We start from the raw sequence: 20,431 nt of genomic DNA, 5'->3' as shown, positions 1-20,431 counted from the left end.
GGCATCTCGCTGATCCTGTTCTATCGCAAATAGGCCCTATCGCTAATAAAGCCGGCGCCGCGCCAATTCGCCGACATCTGCTGTTTTCTCATGTTCGATCAACGTTTTTTCAAGATCACGCTTGCCGTCCTGCTGTTCCACGTTGGGCTGTGGCGTCTCGACGGCGGGCTTTTGGGGTGGCTCGAGCGGGATGATGCGGGCGACGACTTCTGGCGAGATCACGGCCTCCGTGATCTTGCGCCCCAGCCCGCTCTGGATCAGGTAAAGCAGGCCGACGTGGAACAGCAGGACGGCAAGCGTGATCTTGAAAAAACGTTGATCGAACATGAGAAAACAGCAGATGTCGGCGAATTGGCGCGGCGCCGGCTTTATTAGCGATAGGGCCTATTTGCGATAGAACAGGATCAGCGAGATGCCACAACCGACCAGCAAGCTAAGCAGCAATTCCATGATAAACGCTCCTTCAACAGTGATGCCGGTGGGAGCGCCGCTCTCGAGGCAGCGTGTCAGGCTGACAGTATAAACGATAATGATTCTTATTTGGTGGCATTTTGTGCGATGCGTTGAATCGCTGCCGCGCAGCCGTCTTTATACGCCGATTTGGCGATACCTTCCCGGGGCTGCGACAAAATGCGCGCTCTCACACGGCACAGGGTTGCCGGCAATGCCCGATCTGCCACAAAGCGCGCTAGCATAGGAAATAGACGAGTCATTCGAGCCATTCGAGCATTTCGCCGCGCCGGCCGCGGCGCCCCCCGTGCGAGAGGACCAGGCCATGGATTTCACCCGTTTCGCCGAAGACGACCGCTCGACCCTCCTGCGTGCCGCGACCGGCTCGCCATGCACCTCCGCGCTCGACTGGATGTGCGCCCAGTTCGCCCTGCGGGTCGTGTGCTCGCTGGGGCCCAGATTCAACCTGCGCAGCAATATCAACGACATCCTGACAGTCAGCGCCCAGGAGATGGTGTGGCCGTACGGCGTGGTGTTGCGCGTCCAGCGTTTCCTTGCCGCGCGCTGCGCCGATATGCCTGCCTGGAAAGGCGCCGCGCGCCTCACGCCCGAAGAATTCCTGGAGCGTCACGGGCAATGGAACAGCGCGTTCGACGAGAGCGCGCTGTTTTACTACCTGGATGAGTACGTCAAGCATCACGCCAAGGATATGTTCGCCGTGTTCGATGCGTCGGCGGCCGCGCTGGCAGCGCGGCTGGATGGCGAGCGCGTGCTGCTGGTGCGTAACATCGACATGCTCAGCCATGTGCTGGATTTGCCCGAGCACGAGCGCAAGCTGTTGCTGTACGCGGCGCTCGCAAAGTACAAGCGGGACCTGCGCGCGGTGATGGTGGACTGCAAGGTGGCGCACAGCCAGGAAGCCTTCCAGATCCTCGCCGGCTTGACCGGCGCAAGTCCGGCCGCGGTGGCGGCTTCGCTGCGGCCCGGTTCGCGCCTGGAGACGCTCAACCTGATCGAGCAGCCCCTGCCCGAGAACAGCGTGACCGACCTGGGCGACCTGATGCGCCTGTCGGACCGGCTGCTGCATGTCCTGCTTGGCAACTACGCGAACGAAGCCGAGATGATGGCGGTGTTCACGCGCCCGGCGGCAGCCCCCACGCTTGGCACCGGCGACTATCCGCACGTCGAGACCGATGCGCGCTACCTGTCGGCGCTGCTGGCCAACGCCACGCAGCAGCATGCCTGCGGCGTCAACGTGTTGATCTACGGCCCACCCGGCACCGGCAAGACCGAGTTCGCGCGGCTGCTGGCGCGCGAGGCTGGCTGCGAGTTGTACGAAGTGGACTGCCTGGACCGCGACGGCAACAGCTTGTCAGGCAAGGATCGCTATCGCTCGCTGCAGGTGTCGCAGGCGTTCCTGCGTGGCCGCCCGCGCACGGCCCTGCTGTTCGATGAAGTCGAGGATGTGTTCCCGGGCAGCGCGCGCGAGCTCACCAGCCTGTTCGGCCAGGAGGACCCGCGCGGCTCGGTGAACGGCAAGGCCTGGGTCAACCAGACGCTGGAGCAGAACCCGGTCCCGGTGATCTGGATCTCCAACTCGATTCGCCAGATCGACCCGGCCTATCTGCGCCGTTTCCAGTTTCACCTTGAGCTGAAGATCCCGCCCCCGCTGGTGCGCGAGAACATCATTCGCAAGCACCTGGGCACGCTGGACGTGAGCGACGCCTTTATCGCATCGCTGGCCGCGCGCAAGACCTTGACGCCGGCGCAGGTGCAATCGGCCGCGCGCTTCGTGCAACTGGCGGGCTCGGGCGTGGCCGAGCCGGTGGAGGCGCTGATCTTGCGCCAGCTTGACCATGCCGACCGCGCCATGGGCTTGCGCCCGGAAGTGGAAGGGCGCCCGGTGGTGACGCACTACCGCCTGGATTACCTGAACCTGGAGACGCGCTACGAGGTCGGCAAGATCGTGCAGGCACTCAAGGCAAGGCAGCGCGGCACCTTGTGTTTCTATGGCCCCCCGGGCACCGGCAAGACCGCGCTGGCCGAGCACATCGCGGCCGCGCTCGAGCAGCCGCTGATGATCCGGCGTGCCTCCGACCTGATGAGCAAGTATGTGGGGGAAACCGAGCAGCAGATCGCGGCGATGTTCGCGCGCGCGGAGGAAGACGGCGCCATCCTGTTGCTCGACGAAGCCGACAGCTTCATGCAAAGCCGGCAGAACGCCGTGCGCAATTACGAGGTGTCCGAGGTCAACGAGATGCTTCAGGGCATGGAGCGCTTCAACGGCATCTTCGTTTGCACCACCAACCTGTTCGAGCGGATCGACGAGGCGGCGCTGCGCCGCTTCTCGTTCAAGATCCGTTTCCTGCCGCTCAAGCCCGAGCAACGCACGGCGATGTTCGTCGAGGAAGCGCTGGATGCCGATCCGCAGCGCATGGACGCCACCATGCGCGAGGAACTGGCGAAGATGGATTGCCTGACGCCGGGCGACTTTGCCACGGTCAAGCGTCAGTGCGTGCTGCTCGGCGAGACGCTGACGCCAGACGAGTTCCTGGCGCAGTTGCGCCAGGAACATGCCGTCAAGCCGGACGTGCGGCAGCGCCGGCCGCTGGGGTTCCTGCAGTGACCTGAAGCGGGAAGCGGGAGCCGATGCCTCAGTCGAATGCCGGCGCGGGCTCGATCACCAGGGTTTCCGCGGGCGCGTCCACATGCAGAAGCGCCGCGGCCATGGCGCGCAGATGGGCGGCATCCTTGGTTGAGGTGTAGCGGTCCTTGGGCACCGCGTCGGCGTTTGCAGCCATGTCGTGCTCGGCCAGCTTGCGCTGAAGTTGCCGCGCGATCGCGTCACCGGTATCGACCAGCTTCAAGCGATCGCCCACCAGTTCACGCACGGTGTCCGACAGGAAGGGGTAGTGGGTGCAGCCAAGTACCAGCGTATCGGCGCCGGCCTCGAGCATGGGCGACAGGTAGGTGGTGAGTTTCTCGCGCACGGCCGGGCCATCCACATCGCCTTGCTCGATCAGCGGCACCAGCCCGACGCCAGCCTCGCAGAGGAAGCGGCTCTCGCCTTCCAGGGAGGCAAGCAGCCGGCCGAACTTTGCGCTCTTCAATGTGTTGCCCGTGGCCAGCACGCCAACCACTTTGCTGCGGCTGGCGGCGGCGGCGGGTTTCAGGCCAGGCTCAACGCCGATGATCGGCAACGCGAGCTTTTCGCGCAGCGTTTGCACCGCATGCATGGTCGCCGTGTTGCAGGCGATCACCAGGGCCTTGCAGCCTTGTGCCACCAGCCATTCGCAAACCTGCAGCGTGCGCGCCTCGACAAATTGCTCGGGCTTCTCGCCATAGGGCGCGTACTTCGAATCGGCTACGTAAATCAGCGATTCCTGCGGGAGCAGGGCACGGATTTCGCGCAATACGGACAGGCCGCCGAGGCCGGAATCAAAGATGCCGATGGGTGCGTTGTTCACAGGAAGGATCGAGGCAATCAAGAGTTTAGGTAGCAAAAAGCCGGGTCGGATGACCCGGCTTCTGCGCACAGCATCGCTGTCACGGCGTGGCGCGTGTTACAGCGCAGCGACCGGGATCTTGCCGATCTTGGCTTGCCATTCGGCGGGGCCGGTCTTGTGCACCGAGGTGCCTTCGCTGTCCACGGCCACCGTCACGGGCATGTCCTTGACGTCGAACTCGTAGATGGCTTCCATGCCCAGGTCTTCGAAGCCGACCACCTTGGCGTGCCGGATAGCCTTGGCCACCAGGTAGGCCGCGCCGCCGACTGCCATCAGGTAGGCAGACTTGTGCTTCTTGATGGCCTCGATCGCCACAGGGCCGCGCTCGGCCTTGCCGATCATCGAGATCAGGCCGGTTTCGGCCAGCATCATCTCGGTGAACTTGTCCATGCGGGTAGCGGTGGTGGGACCTGCCGGGCCGACGGCCTCGTCGCGCACCGGATCGACCGGGCCCACGTAGTAGATCACGCGGTTGGTGAAGTCCACCGGCAGCTTCTCGCCCTTGGCCAGCATGTCGGCGATGCGCTTGTGCGCGGCGTCGCGGCCGGTCAGCATCTTGCCGTTGAGCAGCAGGGTCTGGCCCGGCTTCCACGAGGCGACTTCTGCCGGCGTCAGCGTGTTCAGGTCGACGCGCTTGGAGGTCTCGGTGTTCGGTGCCCACTCGACCTTCGGCCAGGCCGACAGGTCAGGCGCTTCGAGCTTGGCCGGGCCGCTGCCGTCCAGCGTGAAGTGCACGTGGCGGGTGGCCGCACAGTTCGGGATCATCGCGACCGGCTTGGAGGCAGCGTGGGTGGGGTAGCCCATGATCTTGACGTCCAGCACGGTGGCCAGGCCGCCCAGGCCTTGCGCGCCGATGCCCAGCGCATTGACCTTCTCGTACAGCTCGACGCGCATTTCCTCGATCCAGTCCTGCGGGCCGCGAGCGATCACGTCCTGGATGTCGATCGGGTCCATCAGCGATTCCTTGGCCATGACCATGGCCTTCTCGGCGGTGCCGCCGATGCCGATGCCCAGCATGCCCGGCGGGCACCAGCCAGCGCCCATGGTCGGCACGGTCTTGAGCACCCAGTCGACGATGGAGTCGGACGGGTTGAGCATGACGAACTTCGACTTGTTCTCCGAGCCGCCGCCCTTGGCCGCCACCTGGATGTCCACGGTATTGCCCGGCACCACTTCGTAGTGGATCACGGCAGGGGTGTTGTCCTTGGTGTTCTTGCGGCCGCCTTCGGGCGGGCTCACGATGGACGCGCGCAGCACGTTGTCCGGGTTGGTGTAGCCGCGGCGCACGCCTTCGTTGATCATGTCCGACAGGCCCATGGTGGCGCCATCCCAGCGCACATCCATGCCGACCTTGACGAAGATGGTCACGATGCCGGTGTCCTGGCAGATCGGGCGCTTGCCTTCAGCGCACATGCGGCTATTGGTCAGGATCTGCGCGATCGCATCCTTGGCCGCGGGACTCTGCTCCAGCTCATAGGCACGGCCCAGGCTGGTGATGTAGTCCATCGGGTGGTAATAGCTGATGTATTGCAGGGAGTCGGCGACGCTCTGGATGAGGTCTTCTTGTTTGATGACAGTCATTTTTGTGGGGAGGACAGTCGAGGGGAAATTCAGCCCGAAATCATACACCTAGCGAGGGGTAGGTGCCTGACTGCATGCGCCTGTCGACAGGGCCGCAGGTGCGCTTCGCTGCGCACGGCCGGCCGATGCGCGCTTCCTGCCGCGAAGTTCGTCGCCTGCCTGCGACGCATGCCTTACAGGGCCTTACGGGCGGGTGAAAAGGCCCCGATTCCGTTTTCTCCTTGGCGCATGTTCACGGTGGGCCGGCGGTTATCTTGGCATCTCCTCAATAACGGAGATGTGACCATGACCTTGAGCGCAATTGGCAGCAACACGTCGCTGTCCAGCCTCTTTCAGACGCAGCCCACCGGCAAAAGCTGCGGTGGCCAGGATGCGTCCGGTGGCAGCGACACCAGCAACTCGGCCAGCAATCCGGCCGATGCGCTGATGCAGGCACTTCAGCAAACGCTGGCGCAGTTGGGCATCACGACCTCGTCGTCCAGCACGGACAGTTCGACGACCGCGGCGTCCGCCTCGTCTGCCACTTCCGCCACCTCTGCCAGCAGCGCTTCGGGCGCCGCCGCCAGCAGCAGCACCGCGTCCAGCGCAACGGACAGCGCCGATGCGTCCGGCAACGCGGTGCAGGCGTTCGTCGGCGCGCTGTTCCAGGCACTTGCCGCCCAGGCTGCCGGCACCACCGCGAGCCAGGGCACGAGCGCTGCTACCACCGCTACCACCGCCGCCAGCTCGACCGACAGCACCGTAGCCAGCGCGACCGGCACCGATGCGACGCAGACGACCCAATCGCCGGCTGCCGCCACCGGCCATCACCACCACCATCACCACTACCAGAGCGTCAGCGCGGATCTGTCCAGCCTGGCGCAAGAAGCTGGCGCCAGCAGCACTTCATCGAGTGGTGCCGGTTCGGATAGCGCCAGCAACCCGGCCTCAGCAACGCTCGCGACCCTCGAGACGGATTTTTCCGCGCTTCAGCAATCCGGTAGCTCGGGATCGACGGTATCCTTGCAGTCGTTCCTGCAGACGCTCTCGGCCAACCTGAGCAGCGGCAAAGGTACGATGAGCACCGTTGGTAACTTCGTTACCACGCAGGCATAAAGAACCACCCGCAAGGGCGTGCTGCTGTTCCCGGCACGCCCTGCGCACGCTGCCCCGGCAGCGTGCGCGCGCCTTTACATTCATGACTCCTCACGTGCTTCTCGTCGACGACGACCCCGTCGCCTGTGACCTGCTGTCACGCATCCTGCTATCCAGCGGCATGACGGTGTCGGTGCTGCATGACGGCTACGATTTGTCGCGCCGCCTCACGCAAGAGCGGCCATCGGTGGTGCTGCTCGATATCATGATGCCGCGCAAGGATGGGCTGAGCGCGTTGCAGGAAGTGCGCGCTGCCGGTGACGATGTGCCCATGATTTTCCTGTCGGCGCGCGGCGAGGCCGCCGACCGTGCCGCGGGCCTGGAGCTTGGCGCCGACGATTACCTGCCCAAGCCATTTTGCTCGCGCGAATTGCTGGCGCGGATCCACGCGGTCCTGCGCCGCCGCCCGCAGGCCCCGGGGAGCGCGCCGGAGCAGCGTCTCTCTTACAGTTTTGGTCCGTTCGACGTCGACTTTTCCGCCCGCATCCTGACGCGCGACGGCGAGCGCCTGCCTTTGCGCGATACCGAATTCGCCATGCTCAAGGTCTTCACCGGCCACCCGATGAAGGTGCTTTCGCGCGCCCGGCTGCACGACCGTCTCTATGGCTCCGACATGCATTTCCGCGACCGCAGCCTGGATGTGCCGGTCTGGCGCTTGCGCCGCGTGATCGAGGAGGATCCATCCGTGCCTCGTTACATCCAGACCGTGCGGGGCCGCGGCTACGTCTTTGTCCCCGGGCTCGACGCGTTCTGCGCCGACGAAGCCGACGACCTCGACGAAGCGCCGGACACATGAAAAATCCGTTCAATACGCTGTTTGGGCGCATGGCGGTGCTATCGGTCTCCGTGCTCGTCATTGTCCATCTGGGCTGGACCGCGCTGATGTTTCACCTGCGCCCGCATGGCCAGGCGGACGGCATGGCACGGGGCATCGTGCTGGCGCTGGGCACGCTCGACGCGAGGCCGGGTGCCGGCGCGGAGCGCAAGCCAGGCGCCGCCATCCGGCTTGCCGCCCTTGGTACCGAGCCCGCCGCCGGCCCGTTGCCAGAGCATGGGCCCTTGCGCCATCTGCTGCGCGACCTTCGGCAAGGGCTCCCAGCGGGGTCGGAGCTGCGCGTGGACCAGGCGTGGCCGCCGCACCTGTGGGCGCGCCTTCCCGGGCAGTCCCGCTGGGCGGTCATGGCACTGGACATGCGGCCGCCGCCACTGCCGCCGTTCGTCTTTGAAACCACGGGCATGCTGGTCGCGGCGATCCTGCTGTCCCTGTTCGTCGCATGGCAGATGCAGCGCCCGATCGCCCGTGTGGCCGGTGCCGCGCGCGAGCTTGGCAATAGCGGGAGCGCGGCGCTGATTCCGGTGACGGGCCCGTCCGAGTTGCGCTATCTGGCCGAGTCCTTCAACGACATGATGCGCAGGCAGGCGGAGAGCCGCGAGAACCAGGCGGTCATGCTCGCCGGCGTGGCGCACGACCTGAAGTCGCCGCTGACCCGGCTGCGCCTGCGCGCCGACGTGCTCGCGGACACCGCTGAGCGCGGTGGCTTTGTGCAGGACATCGATTCGATCACGCATATCGTCAACCAGTTCCTGGAGTACGCGAACGAGAGTCCCGATCCCGGTCCGGCCATCGAAGTCGATGCCTTCCTGCGCCAGCAGTTTTCCGGCGCGTTGTTCCAGTTGCGCCTGGACGCCGGGCCGCGGTTCGTGTTGCCGCGCACGCTGGTGGACCGGATGGTCACCAACCTGGTGGACAACGCGCTGGAGTATGGCATGCCGCCGATCCAGATCGAAACCCGGCTGGACGGCGAGCACTGGCATATCGTGATACGCGACCATGGCGAGGGCATGCCGGATGCGCAGGTCGAGGTGGCGATGCGTCCATTCGTGCGGCTAGACACCTCGCGCGGCGGCGACGGCCATTGTGGCCTTGGGCTGGCAATTGTAAGCCGCCTGGTGGAACGCATGGGGGGGAAATGCCTCGCTCGCAATGCGCCGGGGGGCGGTTTCCAGGTCTGCCTCGTGCTGCCCGCTCCGAAACCACTAGAGCATCCGGTGGCATGAAGCGCTGGCTTCCGGCGAAAAAAACCGCAGCCCTGGCTGCGGTTTCGTAATGCCGGCATCGGGCCGAAGCCTCTCAATGGGCAGGCCCTGGCGCCTTGCCCGCGTGCGGCTAGTCGGCGTTGCGCGCCTCTGTCCTGCTGGCGCGCCACGCGCGGCGGGCCAGCGGTCCGGGCCAGCTCGCCAGCGCGATGCCGGCCAGCACACAGGCGAGCGCCACGCCGTGCGGCCAGCCCGGCGTCTCCCCGAGGAACACGATGCCGTAGGTGGCGGCCGCGATCGGCAGCACCGCAGTGAACACGCCCGCCATCTGTGCCGGCACATGGCGCACGCCTTTCATCCACAGCCAGAACGAGAAGATGCTGGCCGACAGCGCATACCAGAGCACCATCCACCATATGCTCGCCGGAACCGATGCCATGTCGAAATGCAGCAGTGGCATCAGGCCCAGTGGCAGCATCAGCAGCCCGCCGATCAAGTGCGTATAGGCGCAGATCTCGATGGCCGCCAGGGTTTGTGCCAGGCGCCGCGAGAGGATCACGTAGATCGATTCGCAGATCACCGCGCCCATGATCATCAGGTTGCCGAGCAGCGCATGCTCGCCGCCGATGTCGGCAGCGCCGCCGCCGCCGCGGTCCGTGCCCCGCGCCACATTCAGCACCGCGATGCCCGCCACCGCCAGCAAGACCGAGAACACGGTGCGCCGTGATAGCCGCTCGCGCAGGATCAGCCACGAGAGCAGGGCCACGGTCGCCGGGATGGTGCTGGTGATCACGCCTGCGGCCATGGCGCTGGTCAGCCGCACGCCGCCCAGCATCAGCAGCGTGAACAGGAACGTGCCGAAAAAGGCTTGCAGGAAGAGGTTGAACCATTCGCCCCGCGAGACGGCGCGCATGCGCGCGGGGCGGTACCAGGGTGCCAGGCACACAATGGCGATGGCGAAGCGCAGCAGCGCGAACAGCAGGATGGGTACGTAGGCGACGATTGCCTTGCCCAGCCCGACATTGCTGCCGACCAGGGCCATTGAGGCAATCAGGAAGAGGGCGTAGATGGGCACGGGGTCTGGGTGGCGGCGCTGTTTGGTCGGGTTCCGGCCGGCTTCTGGCCTGGTTCTGGCACGATACTGGCCGCGCTTTGGCGACGGTTTGGCGCGGATTTGGCGAGCGATGGCAGGCGGCTCGCGGTGGCGCGTTGCGCTGAGCATGTCTGCCGGCGAAGGTCCGCAATGCCGCAGCGCCGTGTTCGGGATAGGGCTCGCGGCATTATAGCTGTGCTAGCCTAATGGAGAAGGCTGCACATCCGTACCCGTGTCCTGCCGTTATCCATGGTGCGCCGCAGCAGCCGGCGCACGGGTACCGGCATGCGAGCGGGTCGGGTTTGGCAGCGTCAGGTTTAAGTAAGCCGTCGAGCGTAAGTTCGCAGCCAGGCAGCCACGCTATATCAGGAGACAAACAAATGTCCGCCATCGAGTCCGTGATGCAGGAGCATCGTATTTTCAATCCCCCGGAGTCGTTCGCCAAGCAAGCCGCGATCCCAAGCATGGAGGCTTACCGTGCCTTGTGCGACGAAGCCGAGCGCGACTACGAGGGTTTCTGGGCGCGCCACGCCCGCGAGCAACTGCACTGGACCAAGCCCTTCACCAAGGTGCTGGACGAGAGCAATGCGCCGTTTTACAAGTGGTTCGAGGACGGCGAGCTCAATGCCTCCTTTAACTGCCTGGACCGCAACCTGGACAACGGCAATGCCGAGAAGGTAGCCATTGTCTTCGAGGCCGACGAGGGCACCGTTACCAAGGTCACCTATCGCCAGTTGCATGCCAAGGTGTGCCAGTTTGCCAACGGCCTCAAGGCGCTGGGCATCAGGAAGGGCGACCGCGTCGTCATCTACATGCCCATGTCCGTCGAGGGTGTCGTCGCCATGCAAGCCTGCGCGCGCCTTGGCGCCACGCACTCGGTGGTGTTCGGCGGCTTCTCCGCCAAGTCGCTGCAAGAGCGGCTGGTCGACGTGGGCGCGGTGGCGCTGATCACCGCCGACGAGCAGATGCGCGGCGGCAAGGCGCTGCCACTCAAGGCCATCGCCGATGAAGCGCTGGCGCTGGGCGGCTGCGAAGCCGTGAAGAGCGTGATCGTGTACCGCCGCACCGGCGGCAAGGTCAACTGGGCCGAGGGCCGCGACCGCTGGATGGACGATGTCGCCGCCGGCCAGCCGCAGACCTGCGAAGCCGAGCCCGTCAGCGCCGAGCATCCGCTGTTCGTGCTCTACACCTCGGGCTCAACCGGCAAGCCCAAGGGCGTGCAGCACAGCACCGGCGGCTACCTGCTGTGGGCGCTGATGACGATGAAATGGAGCTTCGACATCAAGCCCGACGACATGTTCTGGTGTACCGCCGATATCGGCTGGGTCACCGGGCACACCTACATCGCCTACGGCCCGCTGGCCGCCGGCGCCACGCAGGTGGTGTTCGAAGGGGTGCCTACCTATCCCAACGCCGGCCGTTTCTGGGACATGATCGCGCGCCACAAGGTCAGCATCTTCTACACCGCGCCGACCGCGATCCGCTCGCTGATCAAGGCGGCCGAGGCCGACGAGAAGATCCATCCCAGGCAATACGACCTGTCCAGCCTGCGCCTGCTGGGCACGGTGGGCGAGCCCATCAACCCCGAAGCGTGGATGTGGTACTACCAGAATATCGGCGGCGAGCGCTGCCCGGTGGTCGACACCTTCTGGCAGACCGAGACCGGCGGGCACATGATCACCCCGCTGCCGGGCGCCACGCCGCTGGTGCCGGGCTCGTGCACCTTGCCGCTGCCGGGCATCATCGCGGCCATCGTCGACGAGACAGGGCAGGACGTGCCGAATGGCAGCGGTGGCATCCTGGTGGTCAAGCGGCCCTGGCCCTCGATGATCCGCACCATCTGGGGTGACCCGGAGCGCTTCAAGAAGAGCTACTTCCCGGAAGAACTCGGCGGCAAGCTGTACCTTGCCGGCGACGGCTCGATCCGCGACAAGGAGACCGGCTACTTCACCATCATGGGCCGTATCGACGACGTGCTCAACGTCTCGGGCCACCGCATGGGCACGATGGAAATCGAGTCCGCGCTGGTCTCCAACCCGATGGTGGCGGAAGCCGCCGTGGTGGGCCGCCCGGACGACATGACTGGCGAGGCCATCTGCGCCTTCGTGGTGCTCAAGCGCTCCCGCCCGAACGAGGAAGAAGCCAAACAGATCGCCGCCGAACTGCGCAACTGGGTGGGCAAGGAGATTGGCCCGATCGCCAAGCCCCGCGACATCCGCTTTGGCGACAACCTGCCCAAGACGCGTTCCGGCAAGATCATGCGGCGCCTGTTGCGCTCGCTGGCCAAGAACGAAGAAATCACCCAGGACACGTCCACCCTGGAAAACCCCGCCATCCTGGAGCAGTTGAAGCAGGCACAATAACGTGATAGCGCGATAGCGCGGTCATCCGCCCCTGCCGGCACGCCTTGCGCGTGCCGGCAGGTTGCTTGCTTGCCCACCCCGGCTGCCCAACCACTGCTCCCATGCCTGATGAACAGTCGCGCTTTCGCCGACGGCTGCTGCTGTACTACGGCTTGTTCACGATAGGCCTATTTGTCTTTATCGGCATGATGGGCCTGCTGGAGCATTCCAGCGGCGATGCCCTCTGGCTCGGTTACGTCTTCCTGTTCGTCACCATCGCCATCTATGCGTGCATCGGGCTGATCTGCCGCACCTCCGACCTCAATGAATACTATGTAGCTGGCCGGCGCGTGCCCGCGCTGTTCAACGGCATGGCGATCGCGGCCGACTGGATGAGCGCGGCATCCTTCATCGGCCTGGCCGGCATCCTGTTCGCGTCGGGCTACGAAGGCCTGGCCTACGTGATGGGCTGGACCGGCGGCTATTGCCTGGTCGCGTTCCTGCTCGCGCCCTACCTGCGCAAGTACGGCGGCTACACCATTCCCGACTTCCTCGCGGCGCGCTATGGCAATGGCAAGCCCGGCGGCAACATGCCGGTGCGCGCGATCGCCGTGCTGGCGGCTTCGCTATGTTCCTTCGTCTATCTGGTGGCGCAGATCCAGGGGGTCGGGCTGATCGTCACGCGCTTTATCGGCGTGGAGTTCGCCGTCGGCGTGTTCTTCGGCCTGGCCGGCATCCTGGTGTGCTCCTTCCTTGGCGGCATGCGCGCGGTGACCTGGACCCAGGTCGCGCAATACATCATGCTGATTGCGGCCTTCCTGGTCACGGTCTCGATGATCGCGTGGAAGCACCATCACCAGGCGCTGCCGCAACTGAGCTACGGCACGCTGCTGCAGCAGCTTGACACGCGCGAGCGCAGCATCGAGCGCGACCCGGCCGAGCAGGCCGTGCGCGAGTACTACCGCCAGCAGGCCGTACAGATGCAGGACCGCATCTCGCGGCTGCCGCAATCGTTCGATGAGGAGCGCAATGCGCTGTCCGCGCGCTTGCAGGAGCTGCGCTTGCGTAATGCACCGCTGCGCGAGATCAAGACGGTGGAGCGCGAGCGGGTCGAGTTTCCGCGTGACATTGCGGCGGCCCAGCAGCAATGGAACCAGCAGCGCGAAGAAGCCCTGGCGCGCAGCCAGCCTTCCACGCCGTCGACCGAGCCCTATCCGTCGCCCTCGGAGGCGGAGCGCAAGACCAAACGGCTGAACTTCGTGTTGCTGGTGTTCTGCCTGATGCTGGGCACCGCCAGCCTGCCACACATCCTGACGCGGCTCTACACCACGCCCTCGGTGAAGGAGTCGCGCAACTCGGTGGCGTGGGCGGTGTTCTTCATCGCGCTGCTCTACGTCTCCGCCCCCGCGCTGGCGGCGCTGGTCAAGTACGAGTTCTTCCAGCACCTGGTCGGCACGCCATACGCGGAACTGCCGCAGTGGGTGGTGCAATGGCGCAAGGTCGATCCGCCGGTGTTCGGCATTCGCGATGTGAACGGCGACGGCATCGTGCAGTGGGCGGAGATCCTCATCCAGCCCGACATGATCGTGCTGGCCGCACCGGAAATCGCGGGCTTGCCTTACGTGATCTCGGGTCTGGTTGCCGCGGGCGCGCTGGCGGCCGCGCTATCCACCGCCGACGGCTTGCTGCTCACCATTGCCAACGCGCTGTCGCACGACGTTTTCTATCACATGGTCGATCGCACCGCGAGTCACCAGCGGCGCGTCACCACGGCCAAGATCGTGCTGCTGGGCGTGGCCCTGTTTGCCTCTTACGTCACCTCGCTGCGCCCCGGCAATATTCTCTTTCTGGTTGGCGCGGCCTTCTCGCTGGCCGCGTCCAGTTTCTTCCCGGTGCTGGTGCTGGCGATCTTCTGGCGTCGCACCACGGCCGCGGGCGCGGTGGCAGGCATGGTGGCCGGACTCGGTGTGGCGGTCTACTATATCTTCGTCAACTACCCGTTCTTTACCCGCATGACCGGCATTTTCGGCAATCGCTGGTTCGGCGTGGACCCGATCGCTTCCGGCGCATTCGGCGTGCCCGCCGGCTTTGCCGTGGCCATCCTGGTCAGCCTGCTGACGCCGCGCAACGCCCCGGTGATCGACCGTCTCGTGACGTACTTGCGACGCGGATAGTGCCTTCGATCACGAAACACTAGATTTGCGAAACAACACTCTGATATACTCGCGGACTTGCTGGAGAGATGGATGAGTGGTTTAAGTCGCACGCCTGGAAAGCGTGTATAGGTTAATACCTATCCGGGGTTCGAATCCCCGTCTCTCCGCCAGAACAACGGAAAAAGCCCTTGATATTCAAGGGCTTTTTCTATTTCCGGGGAAGATTCAGGAGCGGTGCGCGTGTCTTGCGCGCTGGCATGCGCGAACTCTCCACACATAAAAAAAAGCACCTGTAGCAGGTGCTTTTTTATTTCCCGCGGTTGAATGGGGGAAGGGGAAGAGGGAGGGGACCGAACCGGGTCGGCAAACTCATTGGGATCCGGTTCGGACTTGCAAGCCTAATCGGCTTGCTCGATCTCACTGCCATGTTGGCCAGAGGATCATCTGCCACTTACCTTCGCTTTGCTACTGCGTGTCTCAGTCGGCAGGACTCCAGTATAGGTCAGCAGAAGTCGAGGTCAACCTGAGTTTACTGGCGGGTTGCTGGTGGCTCTCATGGACGGTTTTTGCCGGTGGTTCATCGTGCTTGTGAGTTCTGCTGCACGTGGCGATCCATGGGTATTCCCAATGCCGTCGCGGCAAACGCGCCGTGCTACGATCGATAAAAAACCGGGATGAGACACACAGTGAGCCAAGACATTGCAGCGCGTTTCAATGCGGAGTTCGCCCCGCGGATTGCGCAGACGATCGCGGATTTGTTCAAGCGCCGCATTCACGTCGAGGTGGTGCCGGACGAGAGGCCTGGCCGCGCAGCGCGCGTCCGCCTCTGCGGCGAGCCATTCGATGCGCCGCAGCGGTTCACGCAGCCATTGAACGTCTACCTGTCGTGGGACGGCCTCGAGGTGGAAGCGCTGTTCGCCGCAGGTGGCGCGGAAAAATTCGAGCACTATCTCGCGGCCCTGCCGGGCAAGATGCGCGCGTGGCAAACGCCCCGGCAGATCGATTTCGGGACGCGCTCGCAGGCGGACCCTACCGTGCTGCTTGGCGGGCTGGATTTCGAGCATTGAGGCTGAGCTTGAGTTGTTCGGGCGTTCTCACCGCATCCCCAGCAGCCTCTCCACGTTTCGCACCAGGTCCATCAGCCCCGGCGCGACTTCCCGCTCGCGCGCGGCGAATGGCCTGGCTTGCGCCGATACCCCGCAGTTGAAGATCAGCCATTGCGAATCCACCGGCCGGAACAGCGGCACGGCAACGGCATGGACATCGCTGCGCCATTCGCCACGGTTCACGCAGTAGCCCTTGGCCTCGAAATCCTGCCGCAGGCGCAAGAGCAGTGGCTGGAAGCGCAGGAAGGCATCGGGGTCTTGGAGGCGCAGGCGATTGAGCATGCTTTCGCGCTCTTCGGCAGGCGCCTTGCATAGCCAGGCCTTGCCGATGGCGGTGGTGAGCATGGGCAGCGCGGCGCCGATGTCCGGCGTCACGACAAGGCTGTCGGTCCATCCGCAGCAGGCGCGGCCCCATTTCGCGTTCGAGCTTTCGTGGCGTCATCCTGCCGCCTGGCGCCCCGCAATTGAAGACCAGCACCTCGCCGTCGATCGCGGCACGCATCGGCACGGCCACGGCATGCACGTCGCGCTGCCATTCCCCGCGCGACAGGCAAAAGCCGAGCGTAGCGAAATCGTGCGCCGCGGCTTCCAGCGCGGCGGCGTGCGCCTGCCATTGCGCGGCGTCGCTGGCGCGTAGCGCCGCCAGCACCGGCTCGCGCTCGTCGGGGGATGCCTGGCACAGCCAGGCGCGTCCAATGGCGGTGGGGAGCATGGGCAGCGATGCGCCGATATCGGGCCGGAAGGCGATGGCGTCGTGCCCGCGGCTGGTTTCCACGTAGACCATTTGCAGCCGGTCGCGCAGGCCGAGCGAGACCGAGCCGCCCACTTTGTCGGCGAGCTGCTTCATCAGCGGGCGCGCAAGCTGCCTGACCTTGAGGCTGGCTAGCAGCGGGTAGCCAAGCGAGAGCGCAGTGGAGCCCAGCCGGTAGCGGCGCAGATCGGTGTCGTAGAGCAACAGGCCGCGTGCCGCCAGCGTGTATGTCAGGCGGCTGATGGTGGCCTTGGACAGCCCGGTGCGCTCTGCCAGTTGCTTGTTGCTCATGACCGGTTCTCCCACGCGAAAGCACTGCAGCAGTGCCAGGCCGTGCGCCAGCGTGTTGGCGAAGGCGGGGTCCGGATGATGGGGGCGGGGCGGCATCTGGCGTGAGAGAAAAGCGGTTCAAAGGCGGCGCATGGCTGCATCGCAGGGGCGGAGTACGCATCCATCATAGCTATTGCCGGGTATTCCGGGCACGCCTCGCGTTCAAGATAGCGAAACTTCGATCCGCTTTTCAGGCACGGGTTGCTACGCTGATTTCCACGCAGCCGATCCCGGCCGCACGACGACTTGCGCGCGGCGCGACGGCGACCACTATGTGCTCAACGGCACCAAGTGCTTCATCACCAATGCGCCCATTGCGGGCTTGTTCACCGTGATGGCGCGTACCGATCCCGCGCGTAGCGGGGCCGCCGGCATCTCGGCGTTTATTGTTGAGCGCGGCACGCCGGGCCTGACCACGGGGCAGCCGTATCGCAAGATGGGGCAAGAGGGCTCGCCGGTCTCGGAGGTGCACTTCAACGATTGCCGCGTGCCCGGCGCCAACCTGATCGGGGGCGAGGAAGGGCAGGGATTTCGCACGGCGATGAAGGTGCTCAACAAACAGCGCATCCATCTGGCGGCGCTGTGCACCGGGCCGGCCATCCGCATGCTGGACGAAACGATCCGCTTTGTCACCGGGCGCCAGCAGTTCGGCCAGCCGCTGTCGGAATTTCAGCTGGTGCAGGCGATGATCGCCGATTGCCAGACCGAGATCTTTGCAGCGCGCGCGCTGATCATGGAAACGGCGCGCCAGCGCGATCGCGGCGAGGACGTGACCATGCAGGCCTCGATGTGCAAGTACTTCGCCTCCGAGATGTGCGGGCGCGTGGCGGATCGCTGCGTACAGATGTTTGGCGGCTATGGATATATCGCGGACTTCGGCATCGAGCGCTTCTATCGCGACGTACGCTTGTTCCGCCTGTACGAAGGCACCAGCCAGATCCACCAGCTCAATATCGCCAAGCGCACGCTGGCGCAGGCCGCGGCGAGCTGATCAAGAAAGTGCAGAACAGCCGCCGGCCGATTTGCCAGGCGGCGTCGTTGCGTCATTGCGTCATTGCGTCGAGGAGACCCCATGTTGAAAACCTTGCTTGCCGCGGGCTCCGTCCTGCTGACCCTGCTTGGGCTTGCGCAACCGGCGCTGGCCGAGGCAAGCTATCCCGTCAAAGTGATCCGCCTGGTCGTGCCGTTCCCGCCGGGTGGGTCCACCGGCACGCTGGCGCGCTTGCTGGCCGAGCAATTGAAGGAAGAACTCGGCATATCACGTTGATGATCGACAACATGCCGGCGTTGCTGCCGTTTGTGCAATCGGGCCGCCTGCGTGCCCTGGCGGTGGCCAGCGACAAGCGCGCCAGCGCCTTGCCCGATGTGCCGACGGTCGAGGAGGCGGGGCTCAAGGGCTATGTGGTGACCGCGTGGAAGGGGCTGATGGCGCCGGCGGGCACGCCGCGCCCGATCATTGCCAAGCTGCATGATGCGACCGTGAAGATACTGGCCAAGCCGCAGATTCGCAAACACCTGGTGGACCTGGGCGCGGAGCCGGTAGGCAACTCGCCCGAGCAGTTCGCCGCATTGATCCGCATTGATCCGCAGTGATACGGCGTGGTGGGCCGCGCTGGTGAAGTCGACCGGCACCACGCTCGACTAAGAGGCCATTTCCATCACACCAGCATATTGCCCCGGGACCCGCATGAACCACATAGATCAAGACGCGTGCGCCGCGCAGCAGAACGGACCGCTTGCCGGCGTGCGCATCCTCGACATGGCCACGGTAGTCGCCGCGCCATTTGCCAGCACGCTGTGCGCGGACATGGGCGCGGAAGTCGTCAAGCTCGAGTTGCCCGATGGCACCGATCCGCTGCGCGGGCTTGCGCCGGTGAAGGGCAAGCTGCCGCTGTACTGGAAGGTCACCAATCGCGGCAAGCGCGGCATCGCGCTGGATGTGCGCAAGCCCGAAGGACGCGCGCTGTTCCTCAAGATGCTGCCGCGGTTCGATGTGCTGGTAGAGAATTTCCGCACCGGCACGCTGGACCGATGGGGGCTCGACGCCGAGACCTTGCGCGCGGCCAATCCGCGCCTGACGATCCTGCGCCTGACCGGCTTTGGCCAGACCGGGCCGTATGCGGGGCGAGCCGGCTTTGCGCGCGTGTTCGAGGCGATGAGCGGGTTCACCAACCTGGCGGGCGATCCGTCGGGCTCGCCGATGCACATGAACTATCCGATGGGCGACATGGTGGCCGGCCTGTTCGGCGCGTTCTCGATCGCGGGCGCCGTGGCCGACAGCCGGCGCGCGGCCGCGAGATCGACCTGTCGGCCACCGAGGCACTGTTCCGCTTGCTGGAGCCGCTGGCTGTGGAGTACGAGCAACTGGGGCAGGTGCGCCAGCGCGCGGGCAATCGCGCCACCTACACCGCGCCGTCGAATATGTACGCGACCGCGGATGGGCACTGGGTGTCGCTCGCGGCGTCATCGGACCCGATCTTCCGCCGGCTCTGCCATGCCATCGGCGAACCAGCCTTGGCCGACGATCCGCGCTATGCCAGCAACCCGGCGCGCGTGCGCCATCTCGATGCGCTCGACGCCATCGTCAAGGCCTGGTTTGCCGCGCATGCTTACGAAGCCGTGGCGCGGGCGCTGGGCGCGCACGAGATCCCGTTCAGCAAGATCTTCACCATTGTCGATATCCTGGAGAACCCGCATTTCCAGGCACGCGGCGCGGTCGTCCGCCTGCCCGACCCCGACCCCGATCTCGGCTCGATTCCCGCACCCTGCATGGTGCCGAGGCTTTCCGGCTATGCGCCACCGGCACCCCGCAGCGGCCCCGCGGTGGGCGAGCATAACGCGGCGTTTTACGCCGAGCTTGGCCTGACGCCGGCCGATCTGGAAACGCTGCGCGAACTGCATGTAGTCTGAAAGGCGCGGCGTGCCGGCGCTGCGGCAGCCTCATGCGCAACTCGTGCTACAGTGGCCTGATCCGATTCTCCGGAGGAGCATCATGGCTAAGGATTCCACGCCGCATCTTCAGGCAATTGTCCAGACAGCGCCGCAGGCCGGGCGCTATGTGTGGGTGATCACGCTGGTCGACTTCGCTGCGCAGATGGTCAAGCGCACCATTGTTTCGGACGATACCTTCACCACCTCGGACGCGGCGCGCGTGGCTGGCGACGCGCAGCTCAAGGCGATGGCGGCGGATAAGTAGCCGCGTCGCGCGCCATGGGAAAGCGCAGCATTGACACTGCCGGCGCGCAGCGGCCCGCTCGCTGACTGCATGCGCAAGGCGCGGGAGCGATGATGAGCATGTGCGAGGCCTGTGCGCAGATACGGCCCGGCTCGACCGGTGGCACGGGGCATCCCCGGCTGCTTCTGACGGATACGCAGCGCATCAAGCCGCGTGGCCAGCCCGCGATCACCTTTGCCACCTACACCTGTGCCGATTGCGGCTGCCGCTGGCGCCATGAGAGCGACAAGAACGGCAAGGGGCCGGGTTGGTCGATACAGCCCGCAGACTGACGCGGCCCGATTTGCCCGAAAAGCATTCCCGCCACCGCCTGGCAACAGGGCGGGGCGAATCCGTGGAGGCGCGGCGCCGGCCGCATCCACCCATCCATCATCGACAGGGGAGCGCAAGTTGGACACTGGACCTTTCACCCGCTACAAAGGCTTCGATCTCTACCCGCTGATCTATCGTCACCAGGCGGAACGTACCTGGCCCGAGCGCCGGCCGGATCGCAGCTTCAACGCGTCGGTGGTGATCTGCCGCGAAGGGCATGAGCCGGGGACCGAGCGCTCGCGCGTGTTTCGCCTCAGCGCCGCGCCCTGGGACAATATCGGCACCGCGCGCCGCGGCGCCGTGAAGTTCGGCGAGGACATCATCAACGGCCTGGTGCCGGGCGAGTCCGTTGCTGCGCTGTAGGGTGCTGTAAGGCGCCTTTGGGGGGGCGGTCAGGC

15 protein-coding genes, 1 tRNA gene and 5 pseudogenes are annotated in these 20,431 nt (G+C 65.4%); 15 read left to right on the top strand and 6 right to left on the bottom strand.

All coding sequences use genetic code 11. From position 1 onward, the window contains the following. Positions 1–167: 167 nt before the first annotated feature. Positions 168–327, bottom strand: a pseudogene (locus tag A9975_RS38595) (energy transducer TonB); the annotation flags it as partial. Positions 328–775: 448 nt separating this feature from the next. Between A9975_RS38595 and A9975_RS24950 the strand changes: the two are divergent. Further along, positions 776–3,076: an AAA family ATPase gene (locus A9975_RS24950; RefSeq protein ID WP_183035094.1), complete on the top strand. Its 2,301-nt coding sequence runs from the start codon at positions 776–778 to the stop codon at positions 3,074–3,076. A gap of 28 nt (positions 3,077–3,104) precedes the next feature. Here A9975_RS24950 and murI read toward each other — a convergent pair whose 3' ends face one another. Continuing rightward, positions 3,105–3,917, bottom strand: a complete 813-nt coding sequence (murI, locus tag A9975_RS24945) for a glutamate racemase (RefSeq protein WP_183035093.1) — start codon at positions 3,915–3,917, stop codon at positions 3,105–3,107. Positions 3,918–4,013: 96 nt separating this feature from the next. Continuing rightward, entirely contained in the window at positions 4,014–5,537 is a 1,524-nt protein-coding gene (locus A9975_RS24940) for a fumarate hydratase (RefSeq protein ID WP_183035092.1), read from the bottom strand. 285 nt (positions 5,538–5,822) lie between these two features. Here A9975_RS24940 and A9975_RS24935 point away from each other — a divergent pair, with 285 nt between their 5' ends. The 3 genes from A9975_RS24935 to A9975_RS24925 all read left to right on the top strand — a co-directional run bounded on the left by A9975_RS24935 (position 5,823) and on the right by A9975_RS24925 (position 8,729). Further along, a complete protein-coding gene (locus tag A9975_RS24935; RefSeq protein WP_183035091.1) occupies positions 5,823–6,632 on the top strand; it encodes a hypothetical protein in 810 nt (269 codons plus the stop codon). Between the two features lie 82 nt (positions 6,633–6,714). Next, positions 6,715–7,467: a response regulator gene (locus A9975_RS24930; protein WP_183035090.1), complete on the top strand. Its 753-nt coding sequence runs from the start codon at positions 6,715–6,717 to the stop codon at positions 7,465–7,467. Continuing rightward, a complete protein-coding gene (locus tag A9975_RS24925; protein WP_183035089.1) occupies positions 7,464–8,729 on the top strand; it encodes a HAMP domain-containing sensor histidine kinase in 1,266 nt (421 codons plus the stop codon). The genes A9975_RS24930 and A9975_RS24925 overlap by 4 nt, the downstream gene beginning before the upstream one ends. A 109-nt stretch (positions 8,730–8,838) precedes the next feature. Here A9975_RS24925 and A9975_RS24920 read toward each other — a convergent pair whose 3' ends face one another. Further along, on the bottom strand, positions 8,839–9,783 hold the full coding sequence (locus tag A9975_RS24920; RefSeq protein ID WP_183035088.1) for a DMT family transporter: 945 nt from the start codon (positions 9,781–9,783) through the stop codon (positions 8,839–8,841). 398 nt (positions 9,784–10,181) lie between these two features. Here A9975_RS24920 and acs point away from each other — a divergent pair, with 398 nt between their 5' ends. From acs to A9975_RS24900, 4 genes are all read left to right on the top strand, one after another. Next, complete coding sequence (gene acs, locus A9975_RS24915) at positions 10,182–12,164, top strand: acetate--CoA ligase (protein ID WP_183035087.1); 1,983 nt, start codon at positions 10,182–10,184, stop codon at positions 12,162–12,164. A gap of 101 nt (positions 12,165–12,265) precedes the next feature. Then, complete coding sequence (locus A9975_RS24910; protein ID WP_183035086.1) at positions 12,266–14,317, top strand: VC_2705 family sodium/solute symporter; 2,052 nt, start codon at positions 12,266–12,268, stop codon at positions 14,315–14,317. Positions 14,318–14,379: 62 nt separating this feature from the next. Next, a tRNA-Ser gene (locus tag A9975_RS24905) sits at positions 14,380–14,469 on the top strand. 516 nt (positions 14,470–14,985) lie between these two features. Then, positions 14,986–15,366, top strand: coding sequence for a DUF5594 family protein (locus A9975_RS24900; protein ID WP_183035085.1), 381 nt, complete (start codon positions 14,986–14,988; stop codon positions 15,364–15,366). A gap of 27 nt (positions 15,367–15,393) precedes the next feature. On the opposite strand, the gene A9975_RS38185 is transcribed toward A9975_RS24900, so the two are convergent. Continuing rightward, entirely contained in the window at positions 15,394–15,780 is a 387-nt protein-coding gene (locus tag A9975_RS38185; protein ID WP_370565434.1) for an IclR family transcriptional regulator C-terminal domain-containing protein, read from the bottom strand. 10 nt (positions 15,781–15,790) lie between these two features. Continuing rightward, a pseudogene (locus tag A9975_RS38180) lies at positions 15,791–16,543 on the bottom strand (IclR family transcriptional regulator); the annotation flags it as partial. Between the two features lie 187 nt (positions 16,544–16,730). Between A9975_RS38180 and A9975_RS24890 the strand changes: the two are divergent. The 7 genes and pseudogenes from A9975_RS24890 to A9975_RS24865 form a co-directional block, all read left to right on the top strand. After that, a pseudogene (locus A9975_RS24890) lies at positions 16,731–17,477 on the top strand (acyl-CoA dehydrogenase family protein); the annotation flags it as partial. 81 nt (positions 17,478–17,558) lie between these two features. Continuing rightward, on the top strand, positions 17,559–17,753 hold the full coding sequence (locus A9975_RS38175; RefSeq protein WP_255503417.1) for a hypothetical protein: 195 nt from the start codon (positions 17,559–17,561) through the stop codon (positions 17,751–17,753). Further along, positions 17,741–18,131 (top strand): annotated as a pseudogene (locus A9975_RS38170) (tripartite tricarboxylate transporter substrate-binding protein); the annotation flags it as partial. The gene A9975_RS38175 and the pseudogene A9975_RS38170, both read left to right, overlap by 13 nt. Before the next feature lie 42 nt (positions 18,132–18,173). After that, positions 18,174–19,396, top strand: a pseudogene (locus A9975_RS24880) (CaiB/BaiF CoA transferase family protein). 82 nt (positions 19,397–19,478) lie between these two features. Further along, positions 19,479–19,682, top strand: coding sequence for a hypothetical protein (locus A9975_RS24875; protein ID WP_043347764.1), 204 nt, complete (start codon positions 19,479–19,481; stop codon positions 19,680–19,682). A gap of 89 nt (positions 19,683–19,771) precedes the next feature. Beyond that, positions 19,772–19,993 (top strand): hypothetical protein, encoded by a 222-nt coding sequence (locus tag A9975_RS24870; protein WP_253927639.1) that lies wholly within the window; start codon positions 19,772–19,774, stop codon positions 19,991–19,993. Between the two features lie 118 nt (positions 19,994–20,111). Then, on the top strand, positions 20,112–20,396 hold the full coding sequence (locus tag A9975_RS24865; RefSeq protein ID WP_043347757.1) for a hypothetical protein: 285 nt from the start codon (positions 20,112–20,114) through the stop codon (positions 20,394–20,396). The last annotated feature ends 35 nt before the right edge of the window (positions 20,397–20,431 follow it).

Origin of the sequence: Cupriavidus sp. UME77 (assembly GCF_014170355.1) — a bacterium.
Classification (GTDB): Bacteria; Pseudomonadota; Gammaproteobacteria; order Burkholderiales; family Burkholderiaceae; genus Cupriavidus; species Cupriavidus basilensis.
This window is presented reverse-complemented; position numbering and strand designations above follow the sequence as displayed.

Excerpts from the sequence above, each read along its gene's own strand:
- A9975_RS24935 (WP_183035091.1), top strand. The coding sequence starts at position 5,823 with ATGACCTTGAGCGCAATTGGCAGCAACACGTCGCTGTCCAGCCTCTTT.
- A9975_RS38175 (WP_255503417.1), top strand. The coding sequence starts at position 17,559 with ATGTTGAAAACCTTGCTTGCCGCGGGCTCCGTCCTGCTGACCCTGCTT.
- acs (WP_183035087.1), top strand. The coding sequence starts at position 10,182 with ATGTCCGCCATCGAGTCCGTGATGCAGGAGCATCGTATTTTCAATCCC.
- A9975_RS24950 (WP_183035094.1), top strand. The coding sequence starts at position 776 with ATGGATTTCACCCGTTTCGCCGAAGACGACCGCTCGACCCTCCTGCGT.
- A9975_RS24870 (WP_253927639.1), top strand. The coding sequence starts at position 19,772 with ATGATGAGCATGTGCGAGGCCTGTGCGCAGATACGGCCCGGCTCGACC.
- A9975_RS24875 (WP_043347764.1), top strand. The coding sequence starts at position 19,479 with ATGGCTAAGGATTCCACGCCGCATCTTCAGGCAATTGTCCAGACAGCG.
- A9975_RS24930 (WP_183035090.1), top strand. The coding sequence starts at position 6,715 with ATGACTCCTCACGTGCTTCTCGTCGACGACGACCCCGTCGCCTGTGAC.
- A9975_RS24925 (WP_183035089.1), top strand. The coding sequence starts at position 7,464 with ATGAAAAATCCGTTCAATACGCTGTTTGGGCGCATGGCGGTGCTATCG.
- A9975_RS24910 (WP_183035086.1), top strand. The coding sequence starts at position 12,266 with ATGCCTGATGAACAGTCGCGCTTTCGCCGACGGCTGCTGCTGTACTAC.
- A9975_RS24940 (WP_183035092.1), bottom strand. The coding sequence starts at position 5,537 with ATGACTGTCATCAAACAAGAAGACCTCATCCAGAGCGTCGCCGACTCC.